This window comes from Micromonospora sp. M71_S20 (assembly GCF_003664255.1).
Taxonomy (GTDB): domain Bacteria; phylum Actinomycetota; class Actinomycetes; order Mycobacteriales; family Micromonosporaceae; genus Micromonospora.
This window is the reverse complement of sequence record NZ_RCCV01000001.1, coordinates 2,565,401-2,587,013: the sequence shown is the minus strand read 5'-3', so window position 1 is coordinate 2,587,013 and position 21,613 is coordinate 2,565,401. Positions and strand designations below refer to the sequence as shown.

Genomic DNA, 21,613 nt, shown 5'->3' with positions numbered 1-21,613 from the left:
GCTCAGTCCGGCGGGGAACGGACGGGGTGGCGGCTCAGTCCGGCGGGGTCAGCGGGACGGTCTCGCCCCGGGCGATGGTGCGGACGCTCCCGGCGAGGCCGCGCCGCCGTACCTCCGCCACGAAGTGGGCCAGCGGCGAGCGGAACACCGGGTAGTCGTCGTAGTGGATCGGCACGGTCAGCTTCGGCCGGACCAGCTCGACCAGGTCGGTGCCCTGCCGCGCGTCCATGGTGAGCAGGATGCCGGCGATCCGGGTGCCGCCGAGGTGGATCAGCATCGCGTCGATGTCCGGGTACCGCTCGGGGATGTCGGCGAGCATCGGCCGGTTCAGCGTGTCGCCGGTGACGTAGAGGCGGAACTGGCGGCTGCCCCCGCGTTCCAGGTCGATCATCGTGCCCATCACGTCGGGCATCAGCAGGTCCAGCGCGCCCGGCCCGTGCCTGCCCGGCATCGAGGTCAGCCGCAGCGTCTCGCCGTCGCGGCGCAGCTCCCGGGAGTTCCAGGTGGGCAGCCCTTCGGCGGCCCGGAAGCCCCAGCGGCGCAGCTTCCGTTCGGCGGCGGGGGTGGTGACGATCGGCAGCTCCCGGTCGAGTTCGCGGCGGGCCACGCGGTCGAAGTGGTCGCCGTGCAGGTGGGAGAGGACGACCGCGTCCAGCGACGGCAGTTGGGCGATCCGCAACGCGGGATCGGTGCGCCGCCGCGACCAGAGCCCTTTGCCCAGGTACGCGCGTTGGCCCCGGTGCAGGAAGTTCGGGTCGGTGAGCAGGGTGAACCCGCCGATCCGCAGCACCGTGGTGGCGGTGCCGACGAACGTGACCTCCGGCTGCGTCGTCAACATGCGTACCTCCCTTCGCAGCCGTACCCGTGATCGGCACGGTCATGCCGATCGGCGGCGGTCACGCCCGCGCCGGCCCGTCGGCCGAGGTTCGTCCGTCGGGGTCCGGGCGGTCCGCCGGCGGGGATCCCGACTGGGGCAGGCGTTCCACCAGGCGGGTGAGCGCGCCGTTCGCGAAGGTGGCGCCGAGCGCGGAGCCCGTCGCGATGGTCCAGCCGACCGGGCCGAGCGGCGTACAGCCGAAGAAGTGGCTGACCCCCGGCGTCTGGACGACCATCACCAGCACCCCGAGCGACGCGGCGGTGGAGGCCAGTACGGCCGGGCTGGTGCCGCCGGCCAGCACCGTCTGTCCGAGCTGGGTGCCGACCAGCGAGACCAGCGCGACGGTGCCCGCGCGCCTGCGTCGCCCGGTGTAGCGGGCCAAGGTCCAGCCGGCGGTGGCGCCCAGCGTCGTGGCGGCGGCGCGCAGCCCGATCTCCCGGGTCATCGTCTCGCCCAGCGAGGTGTCGGGGCCCTCCCGGAGCAGGCCGTCGGCACGGTCCGCGCCGGGCGGCCGGACGGCGATCGCCAACGCCGGTGCCAGGTCGGTGAGCAGGTTGACCAGGAGCAGTTGCCGGCCGGTGAGCGCCGAGCGGCCGGTAGCGGCGGCGGTCAGCACGCTGAACGCGATCTCGCCGAGGTTCCCGCCGACCAGGATGCTGAGCGCGTGGCGTACCGAGGACCACATCGCCCGGCCCTCGACCAGGGTGGCGATGATGGTCTCCAGCCGGTCGTCGGTGACCACCAGGTCGGCCGCCGCCCGGGCCGCCGGGGTGCCCCGCTGACCGAGGGCGATGCCCACGTCGGCCAGCCGGATCGCCGCGGCGTCGTTGGCACCGTCGCCGGTCATCGCCACCGTACGTCCACACCTCTGCAACGCCTGGATGATCCGGACCTTGTGCGCCGGGGTGCACCGGGCCACCACGTCCGTGACGGCGAGCCGCGCGGCGAGGGCCTCGTCGTCGAGCTGGTCGAGTTCCGTCGCGGTGACCACCCGCTGGTCCTCGTGGTCGCTGATGGTGGCCGCGATCGCCTCGGCGGTCGCCGGATGGTCACCGGTGATCATGATGGTGTGCACGCCGGCCTGACGGATCCGGCGCACGGCGGGGGCTGCACTCTCGCGTACCCCGTCGGCGAGGGCCAGGAAGCCGACGAAGGTCAGGTCGTGCACCTGATCGTCGGTGACGTCGGGCGAGGAGACCCGGCACTCGGCCACGGCGAGGATCCGGTGTCCCGCCCCCGCCCGGTCGGCGAGCATGGCGTGCAGCCCGTCGCGGCCCGAGTCGTCGAGCGGCTCGTCGCGTCCCCCCGGCGTACGCCAGCCCGAGCACCGGGGCAGCACCGACTCCGGCGCTCCCTTCACGCTGAGCAGCAGCCGGTCCCCGGCCCGGCCGACGGTGGCGTGGTAGCCACGGGACGGCTCGAACGGCAGCCCACCCACCGGCTGCCACCCCTGGGCGCCGGTCTGCTCGGTCACCCCGGCGGCCTGCGCGCCGGACCGGACCGCCCGGTCGGTCTGCTGGGTCAGGTCGTGGAGGGCGTCGGCGCCCGGAGTGGCGCGCAGCGCGGCCGAGAGGGTGAGTCGAAGGCCGTCGTCGAGGCGGTCCATCGGTGCGTACCGGCCGTCGTCGCCGACCCCGGCGAGCATCAGCTGCCCCTCGGTGAGGGTGCCGGTCTTGTCGAAGCAGAGCACGTCCACCCGCCCGAGCGCCTCGATGGTGCGCGGGTTGCGGACCAGCGCGCCGTGCTCCGCCAGCCGCCGGGCGGCGGCGAGCTGTGCGGCGCTGACCAGGAAGGGCAGCCCTTCGGGCACGGACGCGACGGCCAGGTTCGCGGCGGTCGCGGCGGTCTGGGCCAGGGGTACGCCCCGCAGCAACCCCGCGCCGGCCACCGCCACCGCCGAGCCGGCGGCCAGCGGGATCGCCGCCCGGGTCAACCGGCCCAGCCGCGCCTCCACGCCGCTCGCCGGCGGGGCCTGCCGGGCCATCGCCAGGCTCCGCCCCGCCTCGGTGCCCGCGCCGGTCGCCACCACCACCGCCGTCCCGTGGCCGGCGGCGACGCTGGTGCCCTCGTAGAGCATCGAGCGCCGGTCGGCGACGGCGGCGGCGACCACCGGCTGGTCGGTCTTGCCGACCGGCAGCGACTCGCCGGTGAGCGAGGACTCGTCCATCTCCAGCCCGGCCGACTCCAGCACCCGGCAGTCGGCCGGGACGGCGTCCCCCGATTCGAGGAGGACGACGTCCCCGGGCACCAGGTCCTCGGCCGACAGGATCCGCTCCGCGCCATCCCGGCGTACCCGGGCGGTCACCGCCGAGCGGGACAGCAGCTCGGCCAGCGACCGCTCGGTGTTGTGCTGGTGCACCGCACCGAGCAGCGCCGACCCGCCGACCACGCCGCCGACCAGGGCGGCGTCAACGGGCGAGCCGAGGGTGGCGGAGAGCACCGCCCCGGCGGCCAGCACCGGGGTGAGCGGGTTGGTCAGCTCGTCGACGAAGGCGTGGAGCAGCCCCGTCGGCCCCGACGGCCGTGCGCTCCCGTCGCCCCGGCGGCGCTCGGCCTCGTCGGTGGGGAGCCCGTCCGGGCCGGTGTCGAGCTGGTCCAGCACGGTCGAGGACGGCATCAGGTGCCACGCGGTGGTGGCCGGCGCCGGGGAGTCCGCCGGGCCGGGCAGCCGGTGCGCCCGCAGGACCCCGTGGGCGAAGGCCAGCGCCGCCGCCCCGTTGACGGCCGCGACGGCGCGGCCGGGCAGCCGTGCGGGCGAGGCGGTGAGCGCCCCCAGGACGCCGAGGCCGGTGCCGGCCATGGCCAGGCCGATGTTCTGCCGTGCCATCCGGCGGGCCACCCCGGCCGCCTCGACCACCAGCGCGGCCACCCGCAGGTCGGCGCCGACCAGCAGGTGCGCGCCCCAGGGCGGCAGGTCCTCGTCGGCGGAGAGCCCCAGCCCGCAGTCGGCGGCCCCGAGCGCGGCGCGGTCGCCGGAGACCACCATCACCACGGCCCCGTCGCGTTGCAGCTCCCGCACGGACTCGGCCAGCCGGTCGCGCCCGGGCAGGTGGGCGTCGGCGAAGTCGTACCGCCGCTCGTCGTCGCCGGCCACGACCAGCCGCAGGCCGGCCTGGCGGGCGGCGGCCGGCAGGGCGTCGACGCCCGGCGCCGGCTCCGGCTCGACCCGCAGTACGGCGAGGAGGGTGCCGCCGTCGGACAGGCCGAGCAGGGGGCCGCCCGCGTCGCGCAGCCGCCGGCTGTCGGCGGTGTCGCCCGGGTCCTCGACGTTCAGCGCGTCCAGCGGCCCGAGCCGCCAGCCGTCGGCGTGCCGCGGCTCTCGGGGCGCGGCGGGGTCGAAGAGGGCGAACGCGCGCGCCGCCACCCGCCCGGTGTCCGCACCGGCCAGCGGCGCCAGGTCCGCCAGCACGCCCCGGTCGGAGCCGAGCACGGCGGCGTCCAGCACCAGGGTGTCGATCCGGTCGAGTTCGCGCAGCACGTTGCGGTCCATCGCGATCACCCCCCGCCGGGCGAGGATCCGGCCGAGCTGCGCGGCGTACCCCTCGCGTCCGCTGCCGGGGGCCTTCGGCAGCGTGGAGAGGCCCAGCGCGGCGGCCCGCTTCCAACCCACGACCGGCGTCGCGGCGGCCACCGCGACGGCGCCCGCGTCGAGCGTCCGGGACACGTACTTCTCGACGGGGCCGTCCGGCTTCGGCCGGGGGCGCTCGATCTTCGGCGCGGGGGCGGCGGCCCGCTCCGGATGCCCGGTCAGCCGGGGTTCGGCCTGTGCCCACGCGCGGAGCTGGGCGCGCGCCTCGCCCCACTGCACCACCCGGTGCGCGCCGTCGAGCACGAGCCCGGTCCAACTGCCCGTCAGGCCCTGCACCACCGCCTCGGCGAGCGGGAAGAGCAGATCGGCGCGGGGGTCGGCGCGTAGCCCCCGGTCCGCCAGCGCGTGCAGCTTCGGGTGCAGGTCGACCGCGCCGAGCAGCCCGGCGACCTCCCCGGGCACCGGCGTGAACGGCAGGATCCGGGTGGCGGCGGAGAGGGTCAGGCCGAGAGCGTCGGAGGCCAGCGCGCCGAGGGTGCGCGGCGTGCGCGGTCCCTCCTCGGGCGGGTGCGGCGGCGGGATCTGCGGGTCCGGCTCGTGCGGGCAGGTGCGTTCGGTGCGGGCGACGGTCGCGATGAGGTCCCGCAGGGCGGGCTCCGGCGTACCGACGGCGACGACCACCCGACCGGACGGGGCGTTGACCCGTGCCCACTGGACGCCGGGCATCCGCTCCAGCGCCGCCTCGACCTGACGCGCGAGGACGTCGCCGCCGTCCTGGCAGACCCCGAGCACCTCGATGTGGTGCCGGCCGGGGCGGGACCAGACCCGACGGCGGCTCAGCCCGGCCGCCCGCACCAGCCGGGCCGCGGCGGCACCGACGTTCCGGGACGCCTCGCCGACGACCGGCGGCACCGTGACCGGCGGAAGGAGTCGGCCGGCCGTGCGGACCAGCGAGATCATCGAGGCGTACGACCGGACAGGCGCCCGTCGGGCCCCTCGCTGCCGCTGCTGCCGCCGTACGCCATCTCGCCTCCCACGCCTCGCGCTCCGGCGGCCTGCCTTCCCGGTTGATCGTCCGTCATGCCCTCCGAGCGGCGGAAGTTCCCCGGGTGGGCCGGAGAGAGTCGGCTCACCCTTGACCTCAATCCGGGTTGAGGTCCGAGGCTGGTCGCATGCCGATCGAACTGCTCCGCCACGAGGCGGGTCCGTCCGACCCACGGGCCCGCCTCGGCCACCGGCCGTTGTGGCTGCCGCGCCCGGTGGGCCGGAGGTGACCGGGACGGCGGCGCCGGCCGCCCCGGTCGCCGACGAGGCCGGGCTCTTCGGGCCGCGGCTGCGCGCGATGACGGTGGGCAGCGTCGCGCTGATCTCGCTGCTCGCCTTCGAGGCGCTGGCGGTGGGCACCGCCATGCCGACCGTCGCCCGCAGCCTCGACGGGCTGGCCCTCTACGGAATCGCCTTCGGGGGCCCGTTCGCCGCCGGCGTGCTGGCCATGGTCGCCTCCGGCATCTGGTGCGACTCCCGGGGCCCCCGCGCGCCGATGTGGCACGGGCTCGGCTGGTTCGTGCTGGGGCTGGTGCTCGCCGGCGGCGCCACCACCATGGGCGTCCTGGTCGCGGGCCGGATCGTGCAGGGCCTCGGCTCCGGCCTGCTCTCGGTGGCGCTCTACGTGATCGTCGGGCAGGCGTACCCGGAGGCGCTGCACCGGCGGATCTTCGCGGCGTTCGCCGCCGCGTGGGTCGTACCGTCGCTGGTCGGGCCGGCGTTGGCCGGCCTGATCGTGGAACACCTCGGCTGGCGCTGGGTCTTCCTGGCGGTGCCGGCCGTGGCGGTGCCGGCGGTGCTGCTGATCCACCCCGGCCTGCGGACGATCGGCGCGGCCACGGTGACCAGGTTGCCGTCCGGCGCGGCGGCCCGGATCGGCTGGGCCTGCGGGGCGGGGGTGAGCGCCGCACTGTTGCACATCGGGGGGCAGCAGCGCGGCGCCGCCGCCGTCGGGCTGGTGGCCCTGGCGCTGGTCGGGCTGCTGGTCTGCGCGCCCCGGCTGCTGCCCGCCGGGTTCCTGCGTGCCGGCCGGGGCCTGCCCACCGTGATCGGGCTGCGCGGTCTCGCCTCGGCCGCGTTCGTCGGCGCGGAGGTGGTGATCCCGCTGATGCTCTCCCGGGAGCGGGGACTGTCGCCGACCGCCGCCGGCCTGGTCCTGACCACGGGCGCGCTCGCCTGGTCGGCGGGCTCCTGGTTGCAGGGGCGGATGCCCGCGCCGCGCTCCCGGGCCACCCTGCCGAGGGCGGGGCTGACCTGCATCGCCGCCGGTACGGCCGTGGTCACGCTCGCGGTCGCGCCGGCGGTGCCGGTCTGGGTCGGCGTGCTGGGCTGGGCCGGCGCGGGCCTTGGCATGGGGCTGCTCTACCCCTCGTTGTCGGTGCTCACGCTGGAGCTGTCCGCCCCCGGCGAGCAGGGCCGCAACAGCTCCTCGCTGCAACTGGGCGACTCGCTCTTCGCGGCGACGGTGCTGGCGCTCACCGGCGCGGTGCTCGCGGCCGGTGCGGCCCCGGGACCGGCCAGCTACGCCGGCACGCTCGCGGTGGCCTGCGGGCTGGCCCTGCTGGGTGTGGTGCTCGCCGGCCGGGTGGTGCCCGGCGCGGCCGGGATGCGCGCCGGCTGACCGCCCGCCCGGGTACCGATCCGGCTGACCGTTCGCCGGGCCCGATCCGGTCGACCGCCCGCCACGTTCCCGACCCGGTCCGGCCGGCGGCGATGTGCCCGATCCGGTCCGGTGGCGACCGCCGGCCCGGGAGGATGGGCGGGCGATGAACTTCCTGACCATCCTGCCGATGGCCGTGGTGATGGTCGCCGGGACGCAGCTGGTCGCGGCGGTCTTCCTCGCCTCGGCGGACCGGCCGCGTGCCGCGTCGCTGGGCTACCTGAGCGGGGCGGGGCTCGTGGTGGCGGGCGGAGTGACGGCGAGCTGGCTGGTCACCCGGGCCGTCAAGGTCGACGTCGGTGCCGGGCTCGGGCGGCGCGCGGTCGAGAGCCGGATCGACGTGGTCGTACTGGCGCTGCTGGTCGTCCTGGCGGTGGTCGTCCTCCTGCGTCGCCACACCGCCGGCCCGCCGAAGTGGATGAGCGGCCTCCAGCGGGCGAGCCCGACGTACGCGCTGCGGCTCGGCGTGCTGCTCTTCCTGGCCATGCCGACGGACGACCTCACCATGCTCACCGTCGGGGCGAGCGCCGCCCGGCACGACCTGTCCTGGTGGCACCTGCTGCCGTTCGTCCTGCTCACCCTGGCGTTGCTGGCCCTGCCGCTGCTGGCGCTGCTGCTGCTCGGTCACCGGGCCGAGGCCGTGTTGCCCCGGATCCGGGACTGGGCCGGACGGCACTCCTGGGTGGTCAGCGAGATCGTCATCGGGTTCTTCGTGATGCTGACGGCGGTCGACCTGCTCCGGTGAGCCGGCCTGTCGCGGGTGGGCCGCCCTGCTCCGGTGGGCCGGCCTGTCGCGGTGGGCCGACGCGCAGCCGGTCACACGCGTGGGCCGGACGCCGTCACCACCACTGTCGCGCGGCGGGCGCGCGACGGCCGGAGAGGGAGGGAACCATGCGGGTGCTGGTCACCGGGGCGGGCGGTCGGCTCGGGCGGGTGGTGCTGCCCCGGCTGCGCGCCGAGGGTTGGGACGTCCGGGCGACGAGCCGGCGGGCGCGTACCGGCTCGTCGGTGCCGTGGATGGTCGCCGACCTGGCCACCGGGGAAGGGGTGGTCGAGGCGGTGGACGGCGTGGACGCCGTACTGCACCTGGCCTCGGCACCGAACCGCGGGCGGCAGACCCACCGGGTCGACGTGCTCGGCACCCGCCGGCTGGTCGTCGCCGCCGGCCAGGCGGGCGTACGGCACCTGGTCTACGTCTCGATCGTCGGGGTGGACCGGGTGCCGATCCCCTACTACCGGCACAAGCTCGCCGCCGAGCAGGTCGTGGCGGCCGGGACGGTGCCGTGGACGGTGCTGCGGGCGACCCAGTTCCCGGAGTTCCTCGACGGGATGCTGCGCGGGGCGAGCCGCCTCGGTCCGGTGATCGGCGATCCGGCCGTACTCGCCCAGCCGGTCGACCCCGGCGAGGTCGCGGACCGCCTCGTCCGGCGGCTCACCGCCGGCCCGCTGCGCAACGTCGAGGAGTACGGCGGCCCGGAGGTGCTCCGCTTCGACGACGCGGCCCGCGCGTGGACGGCCGCCCGGCGGTCCCGCCGCCCGCTGCTCCCGGTCCGGATACCGGGCGGGCTCGGCCGCGCCCTGCGCTCGGGCGGCCTGGTCACCGGGGCGACCCCGAAGGGCGTCCGGACCTGGGCCGACCACCTCGCCGACACGTACGGGGGAACCGGCGCAAGATGAACGGCCCGCGCATTCACGTCCGGCCTACCGTGACGCCATGTTCGCCATGGTCGCCACCGTCATCCTGTACGTCGCCGGTTTCGTCTTCCTCTACGGCGTGATCCGGCTCGCCATCCGCCACGCCCTGGAGGAGATGGAGGTGCGCCGGGTCCAGGCCGAGCGGGCGGAGGAACTGGCCTCCGTCCGGGACCGCGCGCTGCTCCGCGACAACGGCTTCCTCACCGGCAACTGACCGGTGCCGTCCCGGCAGGCCCGGGTCTTCCCGTCCCGGCCGGCCCGCCCCGGCGGTCCCGGGGACGGAACCGGTGCTCCGGGACGGGTCGGTGCCCGGGTTGACTAGAAGTCGGCGGCCACGGCCAGGTTGAACTTGTCGATGGCCGCCTTCTTCTCCTCCGGGAGCGCCTCGACGTCGATCCGGTCGGTCTCGCCCCTCCCGTCGTGGGTGTCGACACCCTTGAGGAGGTGATCCACGATGGAGTTCGCCTCGTCGGTGGTGAAGCCTGCGTCGGTCAGGATGTGCAGCGGAAGTTCACTCATGCCGATCTCCGGTACCCGGCATCACCCGCTCCCACACGCCACCGGGGCCCGTCTGCGGATCGATAGGGGTGACCCCCTGTCGGCGACGGTTCCGGTCGCTGCTGGTGTGGTGGAACCCCGGGCGCAGGCGGGTGCGAGGATCGCAGGCGTGATGGGGACGCTGAAGACCGAACCCGCCCGCAGCCGGCTCGACCTGCTTGCTCCGCCGGTCGCCGCCGCTGTCGGGCAGTGGCCCGCCGAGGCGCCGGTGGACGTCGACGACGTGCTGGTGGCGCCGATCGACGCCGAGCTCGCCGACACCGCCGCCTTCTGCGCCGCGTACGAGGTGGGGCTGGACGAGTCGGCCAACTGCGTGGTGGTGGCCGGCAAGCGTGAGGGGGTCGTGCGCTACGCGGCCTGCGTCGTGCTCGCCACCACCCGCGTGGATGTCAACGGGGTGGCCCGCCGGGCGCTCGACGTGCGGAAGGCGAGCTTCGCGCCGATGGCCGACGCGGTGGAGCTGACCGGCATGGAGTACGGCGGCATCACCCCGATCGGCCTGCCGGAGCAGTGGCCGATCCTGGTCGACGCGCGGGTGATCGCCGCCCCGCACGTGATCATCGGGTCGGGCGTACGGCACAGCAAGATCGCGCTGCCCGGGCCGGCGCTCGGCGCGCTGCCCGGCGCGCGCGTGGTGGAAGGGCTGGCCAGGCCGGCCTGACTGATCACGGACGTCGATGTCGTTGCACGTGAAACATCACGCCCATCGATGTCTGCCGTCGGAGGTCGGCCTCACCGCCGTCGGCGGGTCAGTCGGCCTCGGCCTCGCGGCGGTTCACCTCGGCCAGGGCGGCGAGCAGCGTCTCCGGCTCCTGGGCGCCGGTGACCGCGTACCTGCCGGCCAGCACGAAGGTGGGCACGCTGGTCACCCCGATCTGCCGGGCGGTGGCCAGCTCTTCGGAGAGTTCCGCCGCCCGCTCGCCCGAGTCGAGGAAGCGGCGCGCCTCGGCCGCGTCCAGACCCACCTCGGCGGCGAGCGCGGCGAGCGCGTCCCGGGAGCCGACGTCGACGCCGTCGGTGAAGTGGGCGCGGTAGAGCGCGTCGACCATCTCGGCGGCGCGGCCCCGGTCGGTGGCCCAGGCGACCAGGCGGTGCGCGTCGAAGGTGTTCGCCGCGACCGCACGGTCGAAGTCGAGCTTCAGGCCGACCTGGCCCGCCACCTCCGTCACCTGACCGAACATCTGCCGGACGCGGTCCGGCCCGCCGAACTTCGCGGCCATCGCGTCGACCAGCGGGCGCGGCTCCGGCACCGGCGACGGATCGAGCTGGAACGGCCGGTAGCGGACGGTCACCTCGCCGTCGTACGACTCCAGGGCCTGCTCCAGCCGACGCTTGCCGATGTAGCACCAGGGGCACACGACGTCGGCGTAGATCTCGATCTCCATGTCGGGTGACAACCCTCCGTCTAGCTGGTCTGTTCCCGGACCTGCCGCTTGAGCCGGGCCAGGATGGCCGTGCCGCCGCGCACCCGCAGCGGGCTGATCGCCTGCGCCAGCCCCATCCGCTGGTAGAGGTCGTCGGGCACGGCGAGCACCTCGTCCGCGCTCGCCCCGGCCAGCCCCTCGGCGAGGATGCCGGCGAACGCACGCGTGGTGGGCGCCTCCGGCGGGCAGTCGAAGAGCGTCTCCACCGTCTTCTCCAGGGTCACCCGGGCGCGCAGGAAGAACGCCGTCTGGCACTCCGGCACCTGCTCCATGCCCTCCCGGTCGGCGGCGTCGGCGGGCAGCGGCGGGATGACGTCGGCGTACTCCAGCAGCATCTCCAGCACCACGTCGCGGGGCGCGGCGGCGAACTCGTCGACGATCTCGGAAAGCCTGGCCGGCATGGATGACATGACTCCGAGGCTACCGCCGTCGGCAGGGGACCCCTCCTGCGCCACGGGCGTCAGGAAGGGCCCTTCCGCGTACCTCAGACGGTGGGCGCCTGCTCGCTGATCTCGCTCAACGCCGAGTTGGGGTCGAGCTGCATCGCGAGGTCGCCGAGGGAGACGATGCCGACCAGCTTGCGCTCGGCGTCGCAGACCAGCACCCGCCGGATGCCCCGCTCCCGCATCAGGGCCGCCGCCTCGGCCGCGGTCGAATGCTGCTCGATCATCACCACCTCGCGGGTGATGATCGAGCCGATCGTGGTGGTGGCCGGGTCGCTGCGCTCGGCCACCGCCCGGACGACGATGTCGCGGTCGGTGAGCATGCCGGCGAGGGTGGCGCCGTCGGTGACCACCACGTCGCCGATGTCCGCCTCCTTCATCACCCTGGCCGCCTCATCCAGGGTGGTCTCGGCGGGCAGGTAGATGACCTGCTTCGTCATCACGTCGCTGACCCGGTAACCGGTCATGAGAGCCTCCAGAACGCATTCAGTCGATCGGACTGCGGTACCCCGTGACACGTTCGCTACACCACGTTCCCGCGCTCCCGGTGTACCCGTTCGACGAGCCGGTCCGCCACCCCGTCGACCGGCAGTTCGACGCGCTCCCCGGACGCCCGGTCGCGCAGTTCCACGTATCCCTCGGCGAGACGTCGGCCGACCACGACGGCGCGCGGGATGCCGATCAGCTCGGCGTCGGTGAACTTCACCCCGGCGGAGACGTGCGTCCGGTCGTCGACCAGCACCCGCAGGCCGGCGGCGGCGAGCCGCCCGCCGAGCTCCAGCGCCGCGTCCAGCTGCGGCCCCTTCCCGGCAGCCACCAGGTGTACGTCGCAGGGCGCGACCGCCTCCGGCCAGACCAGTCCCCGATCGTCGTGGTGCTGCTCGACGATCGCGGCGACCGCGCGGGACACCCCGATCCCGTAGCAGCCCATGGTGGGCCGGACGGGCTTGCCGGCGGGGCCGAGCACGTCGACGGCGAAGGCGTCGGTGTAGCGGCGACCGAGCTGGAAGATGTGCCCGATCTCGATGCCCCGCCGCAAGGTCAGCTCGCCCGTGCCGCAGGCCGGGCAGGGGTCACCGGGCCGCACCTCGGCCGCCTCGATCGTGCCGTCCGGCACGAAGTCCCGGCCGCAGACCACCCCCGTCGCGTGCCGGCCCGGCTCGTTGGCGCCGGTCAGCCACGCGCTGCCCGGCACCACCCGGGGATCGGCCAGGTAGCGGATGCCCAGCTTCGCCATGACCTGCGGGCCGATGTAACCACGGACCAGCTCCGGCCGGGTGTCCCAGCCGTCGAAGACGTCCACGGCGGCCGGGGCGACCGCCGCGCCGAGTCGCTTCAGGTCGACCTCCCGGTCGCCGGGCAGCCCGACCACCAGCAGCTCGGTCTCCTCCGCCCCAGGACGGCGCAGGGCGAGCACCACGTTCTTCAGGGTGTCGGCGGCGGTCCAGTCGTCCCGGCCGCCCAAGCGCCGGGCGTTGGCCAGCTCGACCAGGCTGGCGATGGTCGGGGTCTCGGGGGTGTCGTGCACCTCGGCCGCCGGCTGCGCGTCCGGGTCGCCGGCCGGCGGGGCGGGCGTGGTCACCGCCTCGGTGTTGGCCGCGTAGTCGCAGGCGGTGCAGCCGACGAAGGTGTCCTCGCCGACGGGCGTCGCCGCCAGGAACTCCTCCGAGGCCGAACCGCCCATCGCCCCGGAGGTCGCGCGCACGACGGTGTGCTCCAGCCCGAGCCGGTCGAAGATCCGCCGGTACGCCCCGCGGTGCCGCTCGTACGCCGCCGCGAGGCCCGCCTCGTCGAGGTCGAACGAGTAGGCGTCCTTCATCAGGAACTCGCGCCCGCGCAGCAGTCCGGCGCGCGGCCGGGCCTCGTCCCGGAACTTCGTCTGGATCTGGAAGAGCGTCACCGGGAAGTCCCGGTACGAGCTGAACAGGTCCTTGACCAGCAGCGCGGCCAGTTCCTCGTGGGTGGGCGCGAGCAGGTGCTCCGCGCCGCGCCGGTCGGCGAGGGTGAAGATGTCGTCGCCGTACTCCGTCCACCGGCCGCTGGTCCGGTAGGGCTCGGCCGGCAGCAGCGCCGGGAAGTGCACCTCCTGGTCGCCGATCGCCGTCATCTCCTGCCGGACCACCTCGGTGACCCGGTCCAGCACCAGCTTGCCCAGCGGCAGCCAGGTGTAGCCGCCCGGTGCGGCGCGACGGATGTAGCCGGCGCGTAGCAGGAGCCGGTGGCTCGGCACCTCCGCGTCCGCCGGGTCCTCGCGCAGGGTCCGGAGCAGCAGGGTCGACATGCGTAGCAGCATTGGCGCAGCGTACGGCGGCCGGCGGCGGGGCGACGATCCATTTCGGGTAGGGCGGTCAGCCGGGTTCCGGGCCGGGCGGCGTCGCCGGGGCGGGGCCGAGCAGGCGGCGCGGGCCCTGACCGGTCTCGCCGAGGTGGTCGTTCGCGTTGCGCAGGAGGCAGCGGTCGATGGAGAGGCAGCCGCACCCGATGCAGTCGGTCAGGTCGTCGCGCAGGTGCTGGAGCTGGGCGATGCGCTGGTCGAGTTTGGCCTGCCAGGTGGTGGAGAGCAGGGCCCAGTCCTCCCGGGTCGGGGTACGCCCGTCCGGCAGACCGGCCAACGCCTCGGCGACGAGCCGGAGCGGGATGCCGACCCGTTGGGCGACCCGGATGAAGGACACCCGCCGGATCACGTCGCGGGGGTAGCGGCGCTGTCCGCCGCTGGTGCGTCGACTGTGGATCAGCCCCTTGGCCTCGTAGAAGTGCAGTGCCGTGACGGCGACGCCGGTGCGGGCCGCGACCTGGCCGACGGTCAGCTCGGTGTGGTGGGGCGGGAGGCTCGCCATGTCGGCATGCTAACGGCTTGACCTCGACCATGGTCGAGGTTGAAGACTCGCGCCATGGAGCCGATACGGATCGGAATCGTCGTGGGGTCGACGCGGCCCGGACGGCGGGGCAGGGCGGTGGCCGACTGGGTGCACCACCTCGCCCGCGAGCGACACCCCGGTGTCGCGTTCGGGATGCTCGACCTCGCCGACTTCAACCTGCCCCTGCTGGACGAGCCGGTCCCGGCGGCGTTCGGCGACTACCGCCACCCGCACACCCGGGCCTGGGCCGCCGCCGTCGAGCCGTGCGACGGGTTCGTCTTCGTCACCCCGGAGTACAACCACTCCACCTCGGCCGCCTGCAAGAACGCGATCGACTACCTGTGCGCCGAGTGGCACCACAAGGCGGCTGGCTTCGTCGGGTACGGCGTGACCGGGGGCTGGCGGGCCGTCGAGGCGCTGCGCCTGGTGCTGGCGGAGGTCCGGGTCGCCGGAGTCCGTACCGCCGTCGGGCTGTCCCTGCCCACCGACTTCACCGGGGAGCGCCCGAACCCCGCCGCGCACCAGGAACGCAGCCTGGCCGCGATGCTCGACGAACTGCTCACCTGGGCGGCGGCCCTGGCCCCGATCCGCCGGCCGGCGGCGGAGGCCCCGGCCCCGCCGGTGACGGTGAATCCGGCCCGGCCGCCGGCGGCCGACGCCGCCCGGCTGGGGGCGGAACAGGCGGCCCGCTCGTGACGGGCGTCGCCGCGGCTCCCGCCGCCACCGCCCCCGTCGCCGGTCGCCGGGCGGCGACTGTCGTCCTGCTCGCCGGCTCCCTGCTGACCGTGCTCGCGGGCGCGGTGCTGACCCCGGTGGTCGAGCTGATCCGCGGCGAACTCCGGCTCACCGGCGCCGCCGCCGGGCTCGTCCTCACCGCGCACGGACTCTCCCTCGCCCTCGCCGGCCCGCTGGTCGGCCGCGCCATCGACCGATGGGGGGTGCGCACCCCCCTGGCCCTCGGGCTGGTCCTGTACGGGCTCGCCGGCGGCGCGTGTCTGGTCACCGACAGCTACCCCCTGCTGATCGCCACCCGCCTGCTGTTCGGCGTCGGCGCGGCGCTGGTCTTCGCGGGGACCACGCTCGGGCTGCTCGACCTCTACGCGGGGGTGGCACGCGACCGGGCGATGGGCTGGCGGTCCACCGCGATCAGCCTCGGCGGGGTGCTCTTCCCGCTGCTCGGCGGCGTGTTGGGCGGGCTCTCCTGGCACGCCCCCTTCGGCGTCTACCTGGTCGGGGTGCCCCTGGGCCTGGTCACGCTCCGGGTCCTCCCGGCCCGGCGCGCCGCCGTCGGGTCCGGCGCGCCACCGGGCCGGTCGGGGTCGCTGTGGAACCTGCTCCGTCAGCACCCCCCGCTCGTCGGGATCTACGGCCTGCAGGCGGTGACCAGCCTGCTGCTGTACGGGGTGCTGGTGTTCCTGCCGCAGCGGCTGGCCGAGGTCGGCATCACCGAGACGGCCGCCGTGGCGCTGTTCACGGCGGCCCCGTCGCTGGCCATGAGCGTCGTCGGTCTCGGCTACGCGCGGGCCCGGGCCCGCCTGGGCCAGGCGCGGCTGCTCGCGGTCACTCTCGCCGTCTTCGCGGTCGCGCTGGGCACCCTCGGGCTGACCGGTTCGCCGGCGCTGATGCTCGTCGCGCCGGCCGTGTTCGGAATCGGCATGGGGCTGGCCGTGCCGGCGCTGACCGTGCTGGTGGCCGAACACTCGCCGCCCGCCCGGCGCGGTCAGGCCACCGCGCTGCTGGCCAGCGCCACCTTCGCCGGCCTGTTCGTCTCGCCACTGCTGCTCGGGTCGGTCCAGGCGGCCACCTCGACACGCGGCACGTTCCTGGCCGGAGCGGCGCTGGCCGGCGCCACCCTGGCGCTGCTCGCCGTCCGCCTGCGCGGCGGGCGGCGGTCGTCGGCGACCTGACCGGTCGAAGCGGCGTGCGCCCCGGCCGACGATCCAGGCGGTGGGCCAGGGCGCCCGGGCCGAGCAGCAGGCCGAGGGGGCGCCGCCGCGCAGATCTGCCGGAGCCGGTCGGGCGGAGCGGGGCGGCCCCGCGTTCCGCCCGACCGTCGACGGCGGCAGCCCTGCGCGCCACCGAAGAGGGTCTGCCCTCAGGACCCTTGGCCGGCGTGGACGGACTGATCCAGCAGGGCGGCGAGCCGCTCGGCCACCGGCGGGGCGTGCAGGTGCAGCCGGGCCACGTTGATGCTGTCCTCGCCGACCACCGCTAGCAGCGCCTGCGAGCTGACCGCGTAGACGCTCAGGTAGCCGCCGGCGTTGCGGACGGTGGACTGCTGGAAGGCGCCCTGCCCCAGCCGCAGCCCGACCTGCCGGCCCAGCCCGTACGTGGTGGCGGCGAGCGCCGCCAGGTCGTTCGGGTCGACGTCGGTCTGCAGGTTGTGGGTGATGAGCAGGCCGTCCACGCCGCCGAGGACGCAGCCGTGCACCCCCGGGATCTGGAGGCGCAGCTCCGACAGCTCGTGCCCGATCGCCGGGTACGGCAGCGACGTGTTCCCGGCCAGCGACGGGGGCAACGGCCGGGGTGGCGGCAGGGTGCCCGTACGCGCGCTGCGGCGGGGAAGGGGAGTCTCGGTGTCGTCGATCCCGCTCACAACTCCAGGCTCTCCTCGATGCTGCGCAGCTGGTGGCGTGCCATCGCCAGGTTGGCGCGGCTCTTGCTCACCATCAGGTAGAGGAAGAGCCCCTTGCCGGTGCGGCTGGTCACCGGGCGGATCAGGTGGTACTGGGTGCCGAGCGTGATGAGGATGTCCTCGATCTCGTCGTTCAGCTTGAGCATCTCGATGGTCCGCAGCTTGGCGCGGACGACATCCGTGTTGCCGGCGGCGGCGACGGTGAGGTCGATCTCCCCGGTTCCTCCGGCCACGCCCAGCGTCATCCCGCTGTTGTAGTCGACGAGTGCGGCGCCGATCGCGCCGTCGATGCTCATCGCGGTCTTCAGTGCCATGTCGAGGTTCGGCACGGTGTTTCTCCCAGGACTTACGGGCGGCGTCGCCGTCTGCTCAGCAGAGGGTGACCCGACGGTGACAATTGTTACGACCTTGTAAAGACGGCCTGGACGAGGCTCGCACACCGGGGGCCGTGACGCACCTGCTGGCGCCGCCATCCACCTGACCGGACCGTGCCGGCCGGCCGGCAGTCCCCGCAAATGGAACGCTCCGACGGATGGCCGGCAGCCCCATCGAACTCCTTGATCCCGAGCGGAGCGAAGATCAGGCCCCGCGGTCCACGATGACCTCCGCCACGTTTGTCCGTCGGTGCCCCCCGGCACCGGCCCTCCTGGTGAAGACTGTCCCGCGTCGGGAAGGACCCTTCCTCCACCGGAAGCGACGACGAGGCGCCCTTCCCTGCCGCACGTCGGAGGGATGATCAGGTGCGCTGGCGCAGTTTCGTGGCGGTCGGGGACAGCTTCACCGAGGGCATGGACGACGCGTACCCGGACGGCAGCTACCGGGGCTGGGCGGACCTGGTGGCCACCCGGCTGGCCGCCGAGGCCGGTCCCGACTTCCGGTACGCGAACCTGGCCATCCGGGGTCGGCTCTTCCCGGGCGTGGTGGCCGAGCAGGTGCCAGCCGCGCTCGCCATGAAGCCCGACCTGATCAGCTTCGCGGCCGGCGGCAACGACGTGCTCCGCCGCACCTTCGACCCGGACGCCCTGGTCACCCGCTTCGACGACGTCGTGCGGAGGCTGCGCTCCGGCGGCGCCGACGTGGTCCTCTTCCGGTTCGCCGACGTGATGGCCCGGCTGCCCGGCCAGCGCCTCGTCGCGCCCCGGGTGCAACTGCTCAACCGGGCCGTCGGCGAGACCGCCGAGCGGCACGGCGCCATCCTGGTCGACCTGTACGCCGACGACGCGTACCTCAACCCGATGCTCTGGAGCACCGACCGGCTGCACCTGTCGGCCGCCGGGCACCGGCGGGTCGCCGCGCAGGTGCTCAACGCGCTGGGCGTCGGCTGCGACGAGGAATGGCTGATGGTGCCGCCGCACCCGGCGCCGACGCCCTGGCTGGCCGCCCGCGCCGCCGACCTGCGCTGGGCCGGGCGGCACCTGGCGCCGTGGATCAAGCGCCGGCTCACCGGCCGCTCCTCCGGCGACACCGTCACCGCCAAGCGCCCGTTGCTCGGCCCGATCGCCGACTGAGACGTGCTCACCCTGCACACCGCGCCGCTGCTGCGGACCGCGCCCGACGCCCCGCCCACCGCCGGGGCCGCCGTCGCGGTCCGGGCCGACCGGATCCTCGCGGTCGGCCCGCTGGCCGAGCTGACGGAGGCGTACGCCGGAGCCCGGATCCGCCGCTGGCCGGGCACGCTCGGGCCGGGGCTGGTGCACGACGGGCCGCTGCCGGCCGCCGACACTCCCCGCGAGCGGGTGCACGCGCTGCTGCGCCTCGGGGTGACCGCCGTGCTGGCCGGTCACCTGACCGATCCGGCGCTGCGGGCCGCCGTGGAGCGCAGCGACCTGCTGGTGCTGCCCGCCGCCGCACCGCCGACGCTGGCACCCGGCGGTCGGGCCGACCTGGCGGTCCTCGACGCCGATGGCACCTGCCTGGTGACCGTGGTCGCCGGCCGGATCGCCCACCGCCGCGCCTGAAGCCCCGGCCCGCGCCGTCGACAGACCTGCCGGCGTCGGCGGACCGTCGACGGTGCGTCGTCAGGAGAACCGGGTCCACGTGCGCGTGATGCCGGACCCGATGCCGACGATACGGACGGAGGCCGTGGTTACGACGACCGTGTCGTCGCGCAGCACCTCGACGGACGGGCTCTCGTCGGTGCCGGTTCGTAGCGCGGCGGCCAGCGAGGGCGCGTCGACGTAGCGTCCGTCGGCCCAGAAGCCGGCGTTGCCGTACGCCCCGATGACGGCGAGGACCCCGCCGTTCGTGGCGGCGACGTCGGAGGTGCTGTCGGGCAGGCCCGGTCGTTGCTCCCACCGACCCCCGACCAACCGCCACACCTGCGTTGCCGCCGTCACGCTGAACTCGCTCTCGCTTACGGTCACCAACCAGGCGTCGGCACCGTCGGGTGAGACGAGGAGCCGTCCGGCTTTCGCCCCCGTACCGGTCGGCAGCTTCCGCCAGGTGGTCGCCTGGTCGTCGCTGACCAGGACAGTCAGCCGGCCCCCGTCGCGTACGGTCAGCCAGAGCCGCCCGTCGCCGCCCTCGACGACCCGGTGGTCGGTCTCGCCGGTCAGGGGCACCGGGGGCTGCGGCCGGACGGGACCGGAGCCGATCCGCACCAGCTCCCCTCGGGGGCACTCCATGCCCCTCGCGCCCTGTCCGTCTCTCTCGGGGCAGCGGACGAAGAACCCGCTGCGGGTGGCGCTGCTTGCCTGCGTGACCGGCGGCGGCGAGTCGAACGGGTGGCGGGACCAGGCCGCGCCGCCGTCGTTGGTCACGAGGTACCCGTCACCGACTCGCACCGTGAGCCTCCGCTCGTCGACCGGCAACAGGTTCACCGGTCCCTTCGCGTCGGGGAGCGGTGTCGTCAAATGCCAGGTCACTCCGCCGTCGACGGTCCGCCCGACGGCTCGCCGGCAGTCGGTCGAGCCTGGATCGGGCGTGCCACAGGTGTCGAAGAGCACCCAGCCGTTCCGGGCGTCGACGAATCGCAGTTCGGTCAGCCGGCCGGGCGCGCCGGGCAGGGAGACCTTCCGTTCGGGGAGCTTGCCGGCGGGTGTCGGCGACACCGCGGGGGCGGGCGTCGGGATCGGCGGGCCGGGGTCGGCACCCCGGCCGGCGGCGAACGCCCCGGCCGGCCCGGCCAGGAGGAGCGCGCCCAGGCCCGCCAGCAGCCGCCCGCGACGTCGTCGCCGGTCGCGGACCCGGCGTTCGACCGCCGGCACGCCCGGCGGCCGGAAGCTGGTCCTCGCGTCGGCCTCGAACTCGGCGAACATCTCGTCCAGGGCGTTCTCACGCACCGTGGGCCTCCTGCCGCTCGGTGAAGTAGGTGGCCAGCGCCGCCCGCCCCCGGGACAGCCAGGAGCGGACGGTGCCCTCGGGGGCGCCCATCTGGTCGGCGATCTCCGCGATGCTCAGGTGCGCCAGGTGGCGCAGCACGACGGCCCGCCGCTGACTCGTGGGCAGACAGGCCAGCGCCCGGCTCAGCGCCACCCGGTCCGGTTCCGGGCCGGGCACGTGTTCCTCCCGCTGCCGGGCCAGGTGCCGTACGACGGTGCGGACCCGGCGCAGCCGGCTGGTGGCCAGGTTCCAGGCGACCCGGCGGACCCACGCGGAGGGGTCGTCGTACGTGCTGATCCGGTTCCAGCGCTCCAGCAGCCGGCAGAACGCCTCCTGCGTCAGGTCCTGCGCCTCGGCGTGGTCCCCCAGATACGCGTAGAGCTGCACCGCCAGGCGGTGGAAGTGCGCCTGGTAGAAGTCGGTGAAGTCCACTGGTGACGCGGCGGCCCGGGGCGGCCCGGTCCGGTGCCGTACGGTCATGGTGATCCTCGATGGTCGGCGGGTCTCGCCACTGTCACGCGCGGCGCGGCGGACTCGCTGCACCGATTTCCGATTTCCGATGGTCGTCCGCGATCCGGCGTACCTTGGGGATCATGTCTGTGCCGAGCGATCCCGATTCCCGACTCCAGTCGTACGCGGACCCGCAGCGGTTGGTCACCACCGGGTGGCTGGCCGAGCACCTGGGCGACGAGGGCCTCGTCGTGGTCGAGTGCGACGAGGACGTGCTGCTCTACGACACCGGCCACATCCCGGGTGCCGTCAAGGTGGACTGGCACACCGAACTCAACGACCAGGTGACCCGCGACTACCTCGACGCGAAGAGCTTCGCCGAGCTGTGCGCCGCCAAGGGCATCGGCCGGGGCGACACCGTCGTCTTCTACGGCGACAACTTCAACTGGTGGGCCGCGTACGCCCTGTGGGTGTTCACCCTCTTCGGCCACCCGGACGTGCGGCTGCTCGACGGCGGCCGGCAGAAGTGGGTCGCCGAGGGCCGCGAACTGACCCGGGACAAGCCGGCCCGGCCGCACGCCGACTATCCGGTGCCGCAGCGCAACGACGCACCCGTGCGGGCGTACCGCGAGCAGGTGATGGCGCACGTGGCGGCGGGCCGCCCGCTGGTTGACGTCCGGTCGCCGGGCGAGTACACCGGCGAGATGCTGCACATGCCGGACTATCCGCAGGAGGGCGCGCTGCGCGGCGGGCACATCCCGGGCGCGGTCAGCAAGCCGTGGAAGTCCGCCGCCAACGACGACGGCACGTTCAAGGCGGCGGACGAGTTGCGCGCGATCTACGCCGACCAGCTCGGGCTGAGCCCGGACGACGACATCGTCGCCTACTGCCGGATCGGCGAACGGTCGAGTCACACCTGGTTCGTGCTGCGGCACCTGCTGGGCTACCCGCAGGTGCGCAACTACGACGGCTCGTGGACCGAGTGGGGCAACCTGGTCCGGGCCCCCGTCGTCAAGGGCGACCAGCCCGGCGGCCTGGCGGGCTGACGCGTCGGCCGGTCCCCGCGCGCCCGTCGCGGTCGCGCTGGGACCGGCCCCTTCGGCGGTACGACGGCAGGGG

At 74.9% G+C, this 21,613-nt stretch carries 21 protein-coding genes and 1 pseudogene; 10 read left to right on the top strand and 12 right to left on the bottom strand.

Features of this window, described 5'->3' with window-relative positions; translation table 11 throughout:
- Positions 1-34 precede the first annotated feature (34 nt).
- Together DER29_RS11750 and DER29_RS11745 are read right to left on the bottom strand one after the other, a co-directional pair.
- A complete protein-coding gene (locus DER29_RS11750) occupies positions 35-838 on the bottom strand; it encodes an MBL fold metallo-hydrolase (RefSeq protein WP_121397383.1) in 804 nt (267 codons plus the stop codon).
- Between the two features lie 58 nt (positions 839-896).
- Positions 897-5,366 (bottom strand): HAD-IC family P-type ATPase, encoded by a 4,470-nt coding sequence (locus DER29_RS11745; protein ID WP_121397382.1) that lies wholly within the window; start codon positions 5,364-5,366, stop codon positions 897-899.
- 382 nt (positions 5,367-5,748) lie between these two features.
- On the opposite strand from DER29_RS11745, the gene DER29_RS11740 reads away from it, so the two are divergent.
- From DER29_RS11740 to DER29_RS11725, 4 genes are all read left to right on the top strand, one after another.
- Positions 5,749-7,071 (top strand): MFS transporter, encoded by a 1,323-nt coding sequence (locus DER29_RS11740; protein WP_121399155.1) that lies wholly within the window; start codon positions 5,749-5,751, stop codon positions 7,069-7,071.
- Positions 7,072-7,216: 145 nt separating this feature from the next.
- The gene (locus DER29_RS11735; protein WP_121397381.1) at positions 7,217-7,855 is read left to right on the top strand and encodes a GAP family protein; all 639 of its coding nucleotides are present in this window, start codon (positions 7,217-7,219) and stop codon (positions 7,853-7,855) included.
- 146 nt (positions 7,856-8,001) lie between these two features.
- Complete coding sequence (locus tag DER29_RS11730) at positions 8,002-8,787, top strand: SDR family oxidoreductase (RefSeq protein ID WP_121397380.1); 786 nt, start codon at positions 8,002-8,004, stop codon at positions 8,785-8,787.
- A 37-nt stretch (positions 8,788-8,824) separates the two neighbouring features.
- Positions 8,825-9,019 (top strand): hypothetical protein, encoded by a 195-nt coding sequence (locus tag DER29_RS11725; RefSeq protein WP_121397379.1) that lies wholly within the window; start codon positions 8,825-8,827, stop codon positions 9,017-9,019.
- 104 nt (positions 9,020-9,123) lie between these two features.
- On the opposite strand, the gene DER29_RS11720 is transcribed toward DER29_RS11725, so the two are convergent.
- Positions 9,124-9,324: a hypothetical protein gene (locus DER29_RS11720; RefSeq protein ID WP_121397378.1), complete on the bottom strand. Its 201-nt coding sequence runs from the start codon at positions 9,322-9,324 to the stop codon at positions 9,124-9,126.
- 151 nt (positions 9,325-9,475) lie between these two features.
- Here DER29_RS11720 and DER29_RS11715 point away from each other — a divergent pair, with 151 nt between their 5' ends.
- Entirely contained in the window at positions 9,476-10,024 is a 549-nt protein-coding gene (locus DER29_RS11715; RefSeq protein ID WP_121397377.1) for a YbaK/EbsC family protein, read from the top strand.
- 88 nt (positions 10,025-10,112) lie between these two features.
- Here DER29_RS11715 and DER29_RS11710 read toward each other — a convergent pair whose 3' ends face one another.
- The 5 genes from DER29_RS11710 to soxR all read right to left on the bottom strand — a co-directional run bounded on the left by DER29_RS11710 (position 10,113) and on the right by soxR (position 14,067).
- On the bottom strand, positions 10,113-10,748 hold the full coding sequence (locus DER29_RS11710) for a DsbA family protein (RefSeq protein WP_121397376.1): 636 nt from the start codon (positions 10,746-10,748) through the stop codon (positions 10,113-10,115).
- A 20-nt stretch (positions 10,749-10,768) separates the two neighbouring features.
- Positions 10,769-11,197, bottom strand: coding sequence for a SufE family protein (locus DER29_RS11705; RefSeq protein ID WP_121397375.1), 429 nt, complete (start codon positions 11,195-11,197; stop codon positions 10,769-10,771).
- A 74-nt stretch (positions 11,198-11,271) separates the two neighbouring features.
- A complete protein-coding gene (locus tag DER29_RS11700; protein WP_121397374.1) occupies positions 11,272-11,697 on the bottom strand; it encodes a CBS domain-containing protein in 426 nt (141 codons plus the stop codon).
- 56 nt (positions 11,698-11,753) lie between these two features.
- The gene (locus tag DER29_RS11695; protein WP_121397373.1) at positions 11,754-13,523 is read right to left on the bottom strand and encodes a proline--tRNA ligase; all 1,770 of its coding nucleotides are present in this window, start codon (positions 13,521-13,523) and stop codon (positions 11,754-11,756) included.
- A 55-nt stretch (positions 13,524-13,578) separates the two neighbouring features.
- Positions 13,579-14,067: a redox-sensitive transcriptional activator SoxR gene (gene soxR, locus DER29_RS11690; RefSeq protein ID WP_121397372.1), complete on the bottom strand. Its 489-nt coding sequence runs from the start codon at positions 14,065-14,067 to the stop codon at positions 13,579-13,581.
- Between the two features lie 54 nt (positions 14,068-14,121).
- Here soxR and DER29_RS11685 point away from each other — a divergent pair.
- Together DER29_RS11685 and DER29_RS11680 are read left to right on the top strand one after the other, a co-directional pair.
- Positions 14,122-14,682: pseudogene (locus DER29_RS11685) on the top strand (NADPH-dependent FMN reductase); the annotation flags it as partial.
- A gap of 98 nt (positions 14,683-14,780) precedes the next feature.
- Positions 14,781-15,995 (top strand): MFS transporter, encoded by a 1,215-nt coding sequence (locus tag DER29_RS11680; protein WP_121397370.1) that lies wholly within the window; start codon positions 14,781-14,783, stop codon positions 15,993-15,995.
- 188 nt (positions 15,996-16,183) lie between these two features.
- Here DER29_RS11680 and DER29_RS11675 read toward each other — a convergent pair whose 3' ends face one another.
- Both DER29_RS11675 and DER29_RS11670 read right to left on the bottom strand, forming a co-directional pair.
- Positions 16,184-16,684 carry a roadblock/LC7 domain-containing protein gene (locus DER29_RS11675; RefSeq protein WP_121397369.1) on the bottom strand — a complete coding sequence of 167 codons (501 nt, stop codon included), beginning with the start codon at positions 16,682-16,684 and terminating at the stop codon, positions 16,184-16,186.
- Positions 16,681-17,052 (bottom strand): hypothetical protein, encoded by a 372-nt coding sequence (locus DER29_RS11670; protein WP_121397368.1) that lies wholly within the window; start codon positions 17,050-17,052, stop codon positions 16,681-16,683. The genes DER29_RS11675 and DER29_RS11670 overlap by 4 nt, the downstream gene beginning before the upstream one ends.
- 411 nt (positions 17,053-17,463) lie before the next feature.
- Between DER29_RS11670 and DER29_RS11665 the strand changes: the two genes are divergently transcribed.
- The gene (locus DER29_RS11665; protein WP_121397367.1) at positions 17,464-18,231 is read left to right on the top strand and encodes an SGNH/GDSL hydrolase family protein; all 768 of its coding nucleotides are present in this window, start codon (positions 17,464-17,466) and stop codon (positions 18,229-18,231) included.
- 3 nt (positions 18,232-18,234) lie between these two features.
- Positions 18,235-18,681, top strand: coding sequence for a hypothetical protein (locus tag DER29_RS11660; protein ID WP_121397366.1), 447 nt, complete (start codon positions 18,235-18,237; stop codon positions 18,679-18,681).
- A gap of 60 nt (positions 18,682-18,741) precedes the next feature.
- Here the strand turns inward: DER29_RS11660 and DER29_RS11655 are convergent, their stop codons facing one another.
- Both DER29_RS11655 and DER29_RS11650 read right to left on the bottom strand, forming a co-directional pair.
- The gene (locus DER29_RS11655; protein WP_121397365.1) at positions 18,742-20,004 is read right to left on the bottom strand and encodes a hypothetical protein; all 1,263 of its coding nucleotides are present in this window, start codon (positions 20,002-20,004) and stop codon (positions 18,742-18,744) included.
- Positions 19,997-20,524 carry a SigE family RNA polymerase sigma factor gene (locus tag DER29_RS11650; protein WP_121397364.1) on the bottom strand — a complete coding sequence of 176 codons (528 nt, stop codon included), beginning with the start codon at positions 20,522-20,524 and terminating at the stop codon, positions 19,997-19,999. The genes DER29_RS11655 and DER29_RS11650 overlap by 8 nt, the downstream gene beginning before the upstream one ends.
- A 113-nt stretch (positions 20,525-20,637) precedes the next feature.
- On the opposite strand from DER29_RS11650, the gene DER29_RS11645 reads away from it, so the two are divergent.
- Positions 20,638-21,540 carry a sulfurtransferase gene (locus DER29_RS11645; protein WP_121397363.1) on the top strand — a complete coding sequence of 301 codons (903 nt, stop codon included), beginning with the start codon at positions 20,638-20,640 and terminating at the stop codon, positions 21,538-21,540.
- Positions 21,541-21,613: the final 73 nt, after the last annotated feature.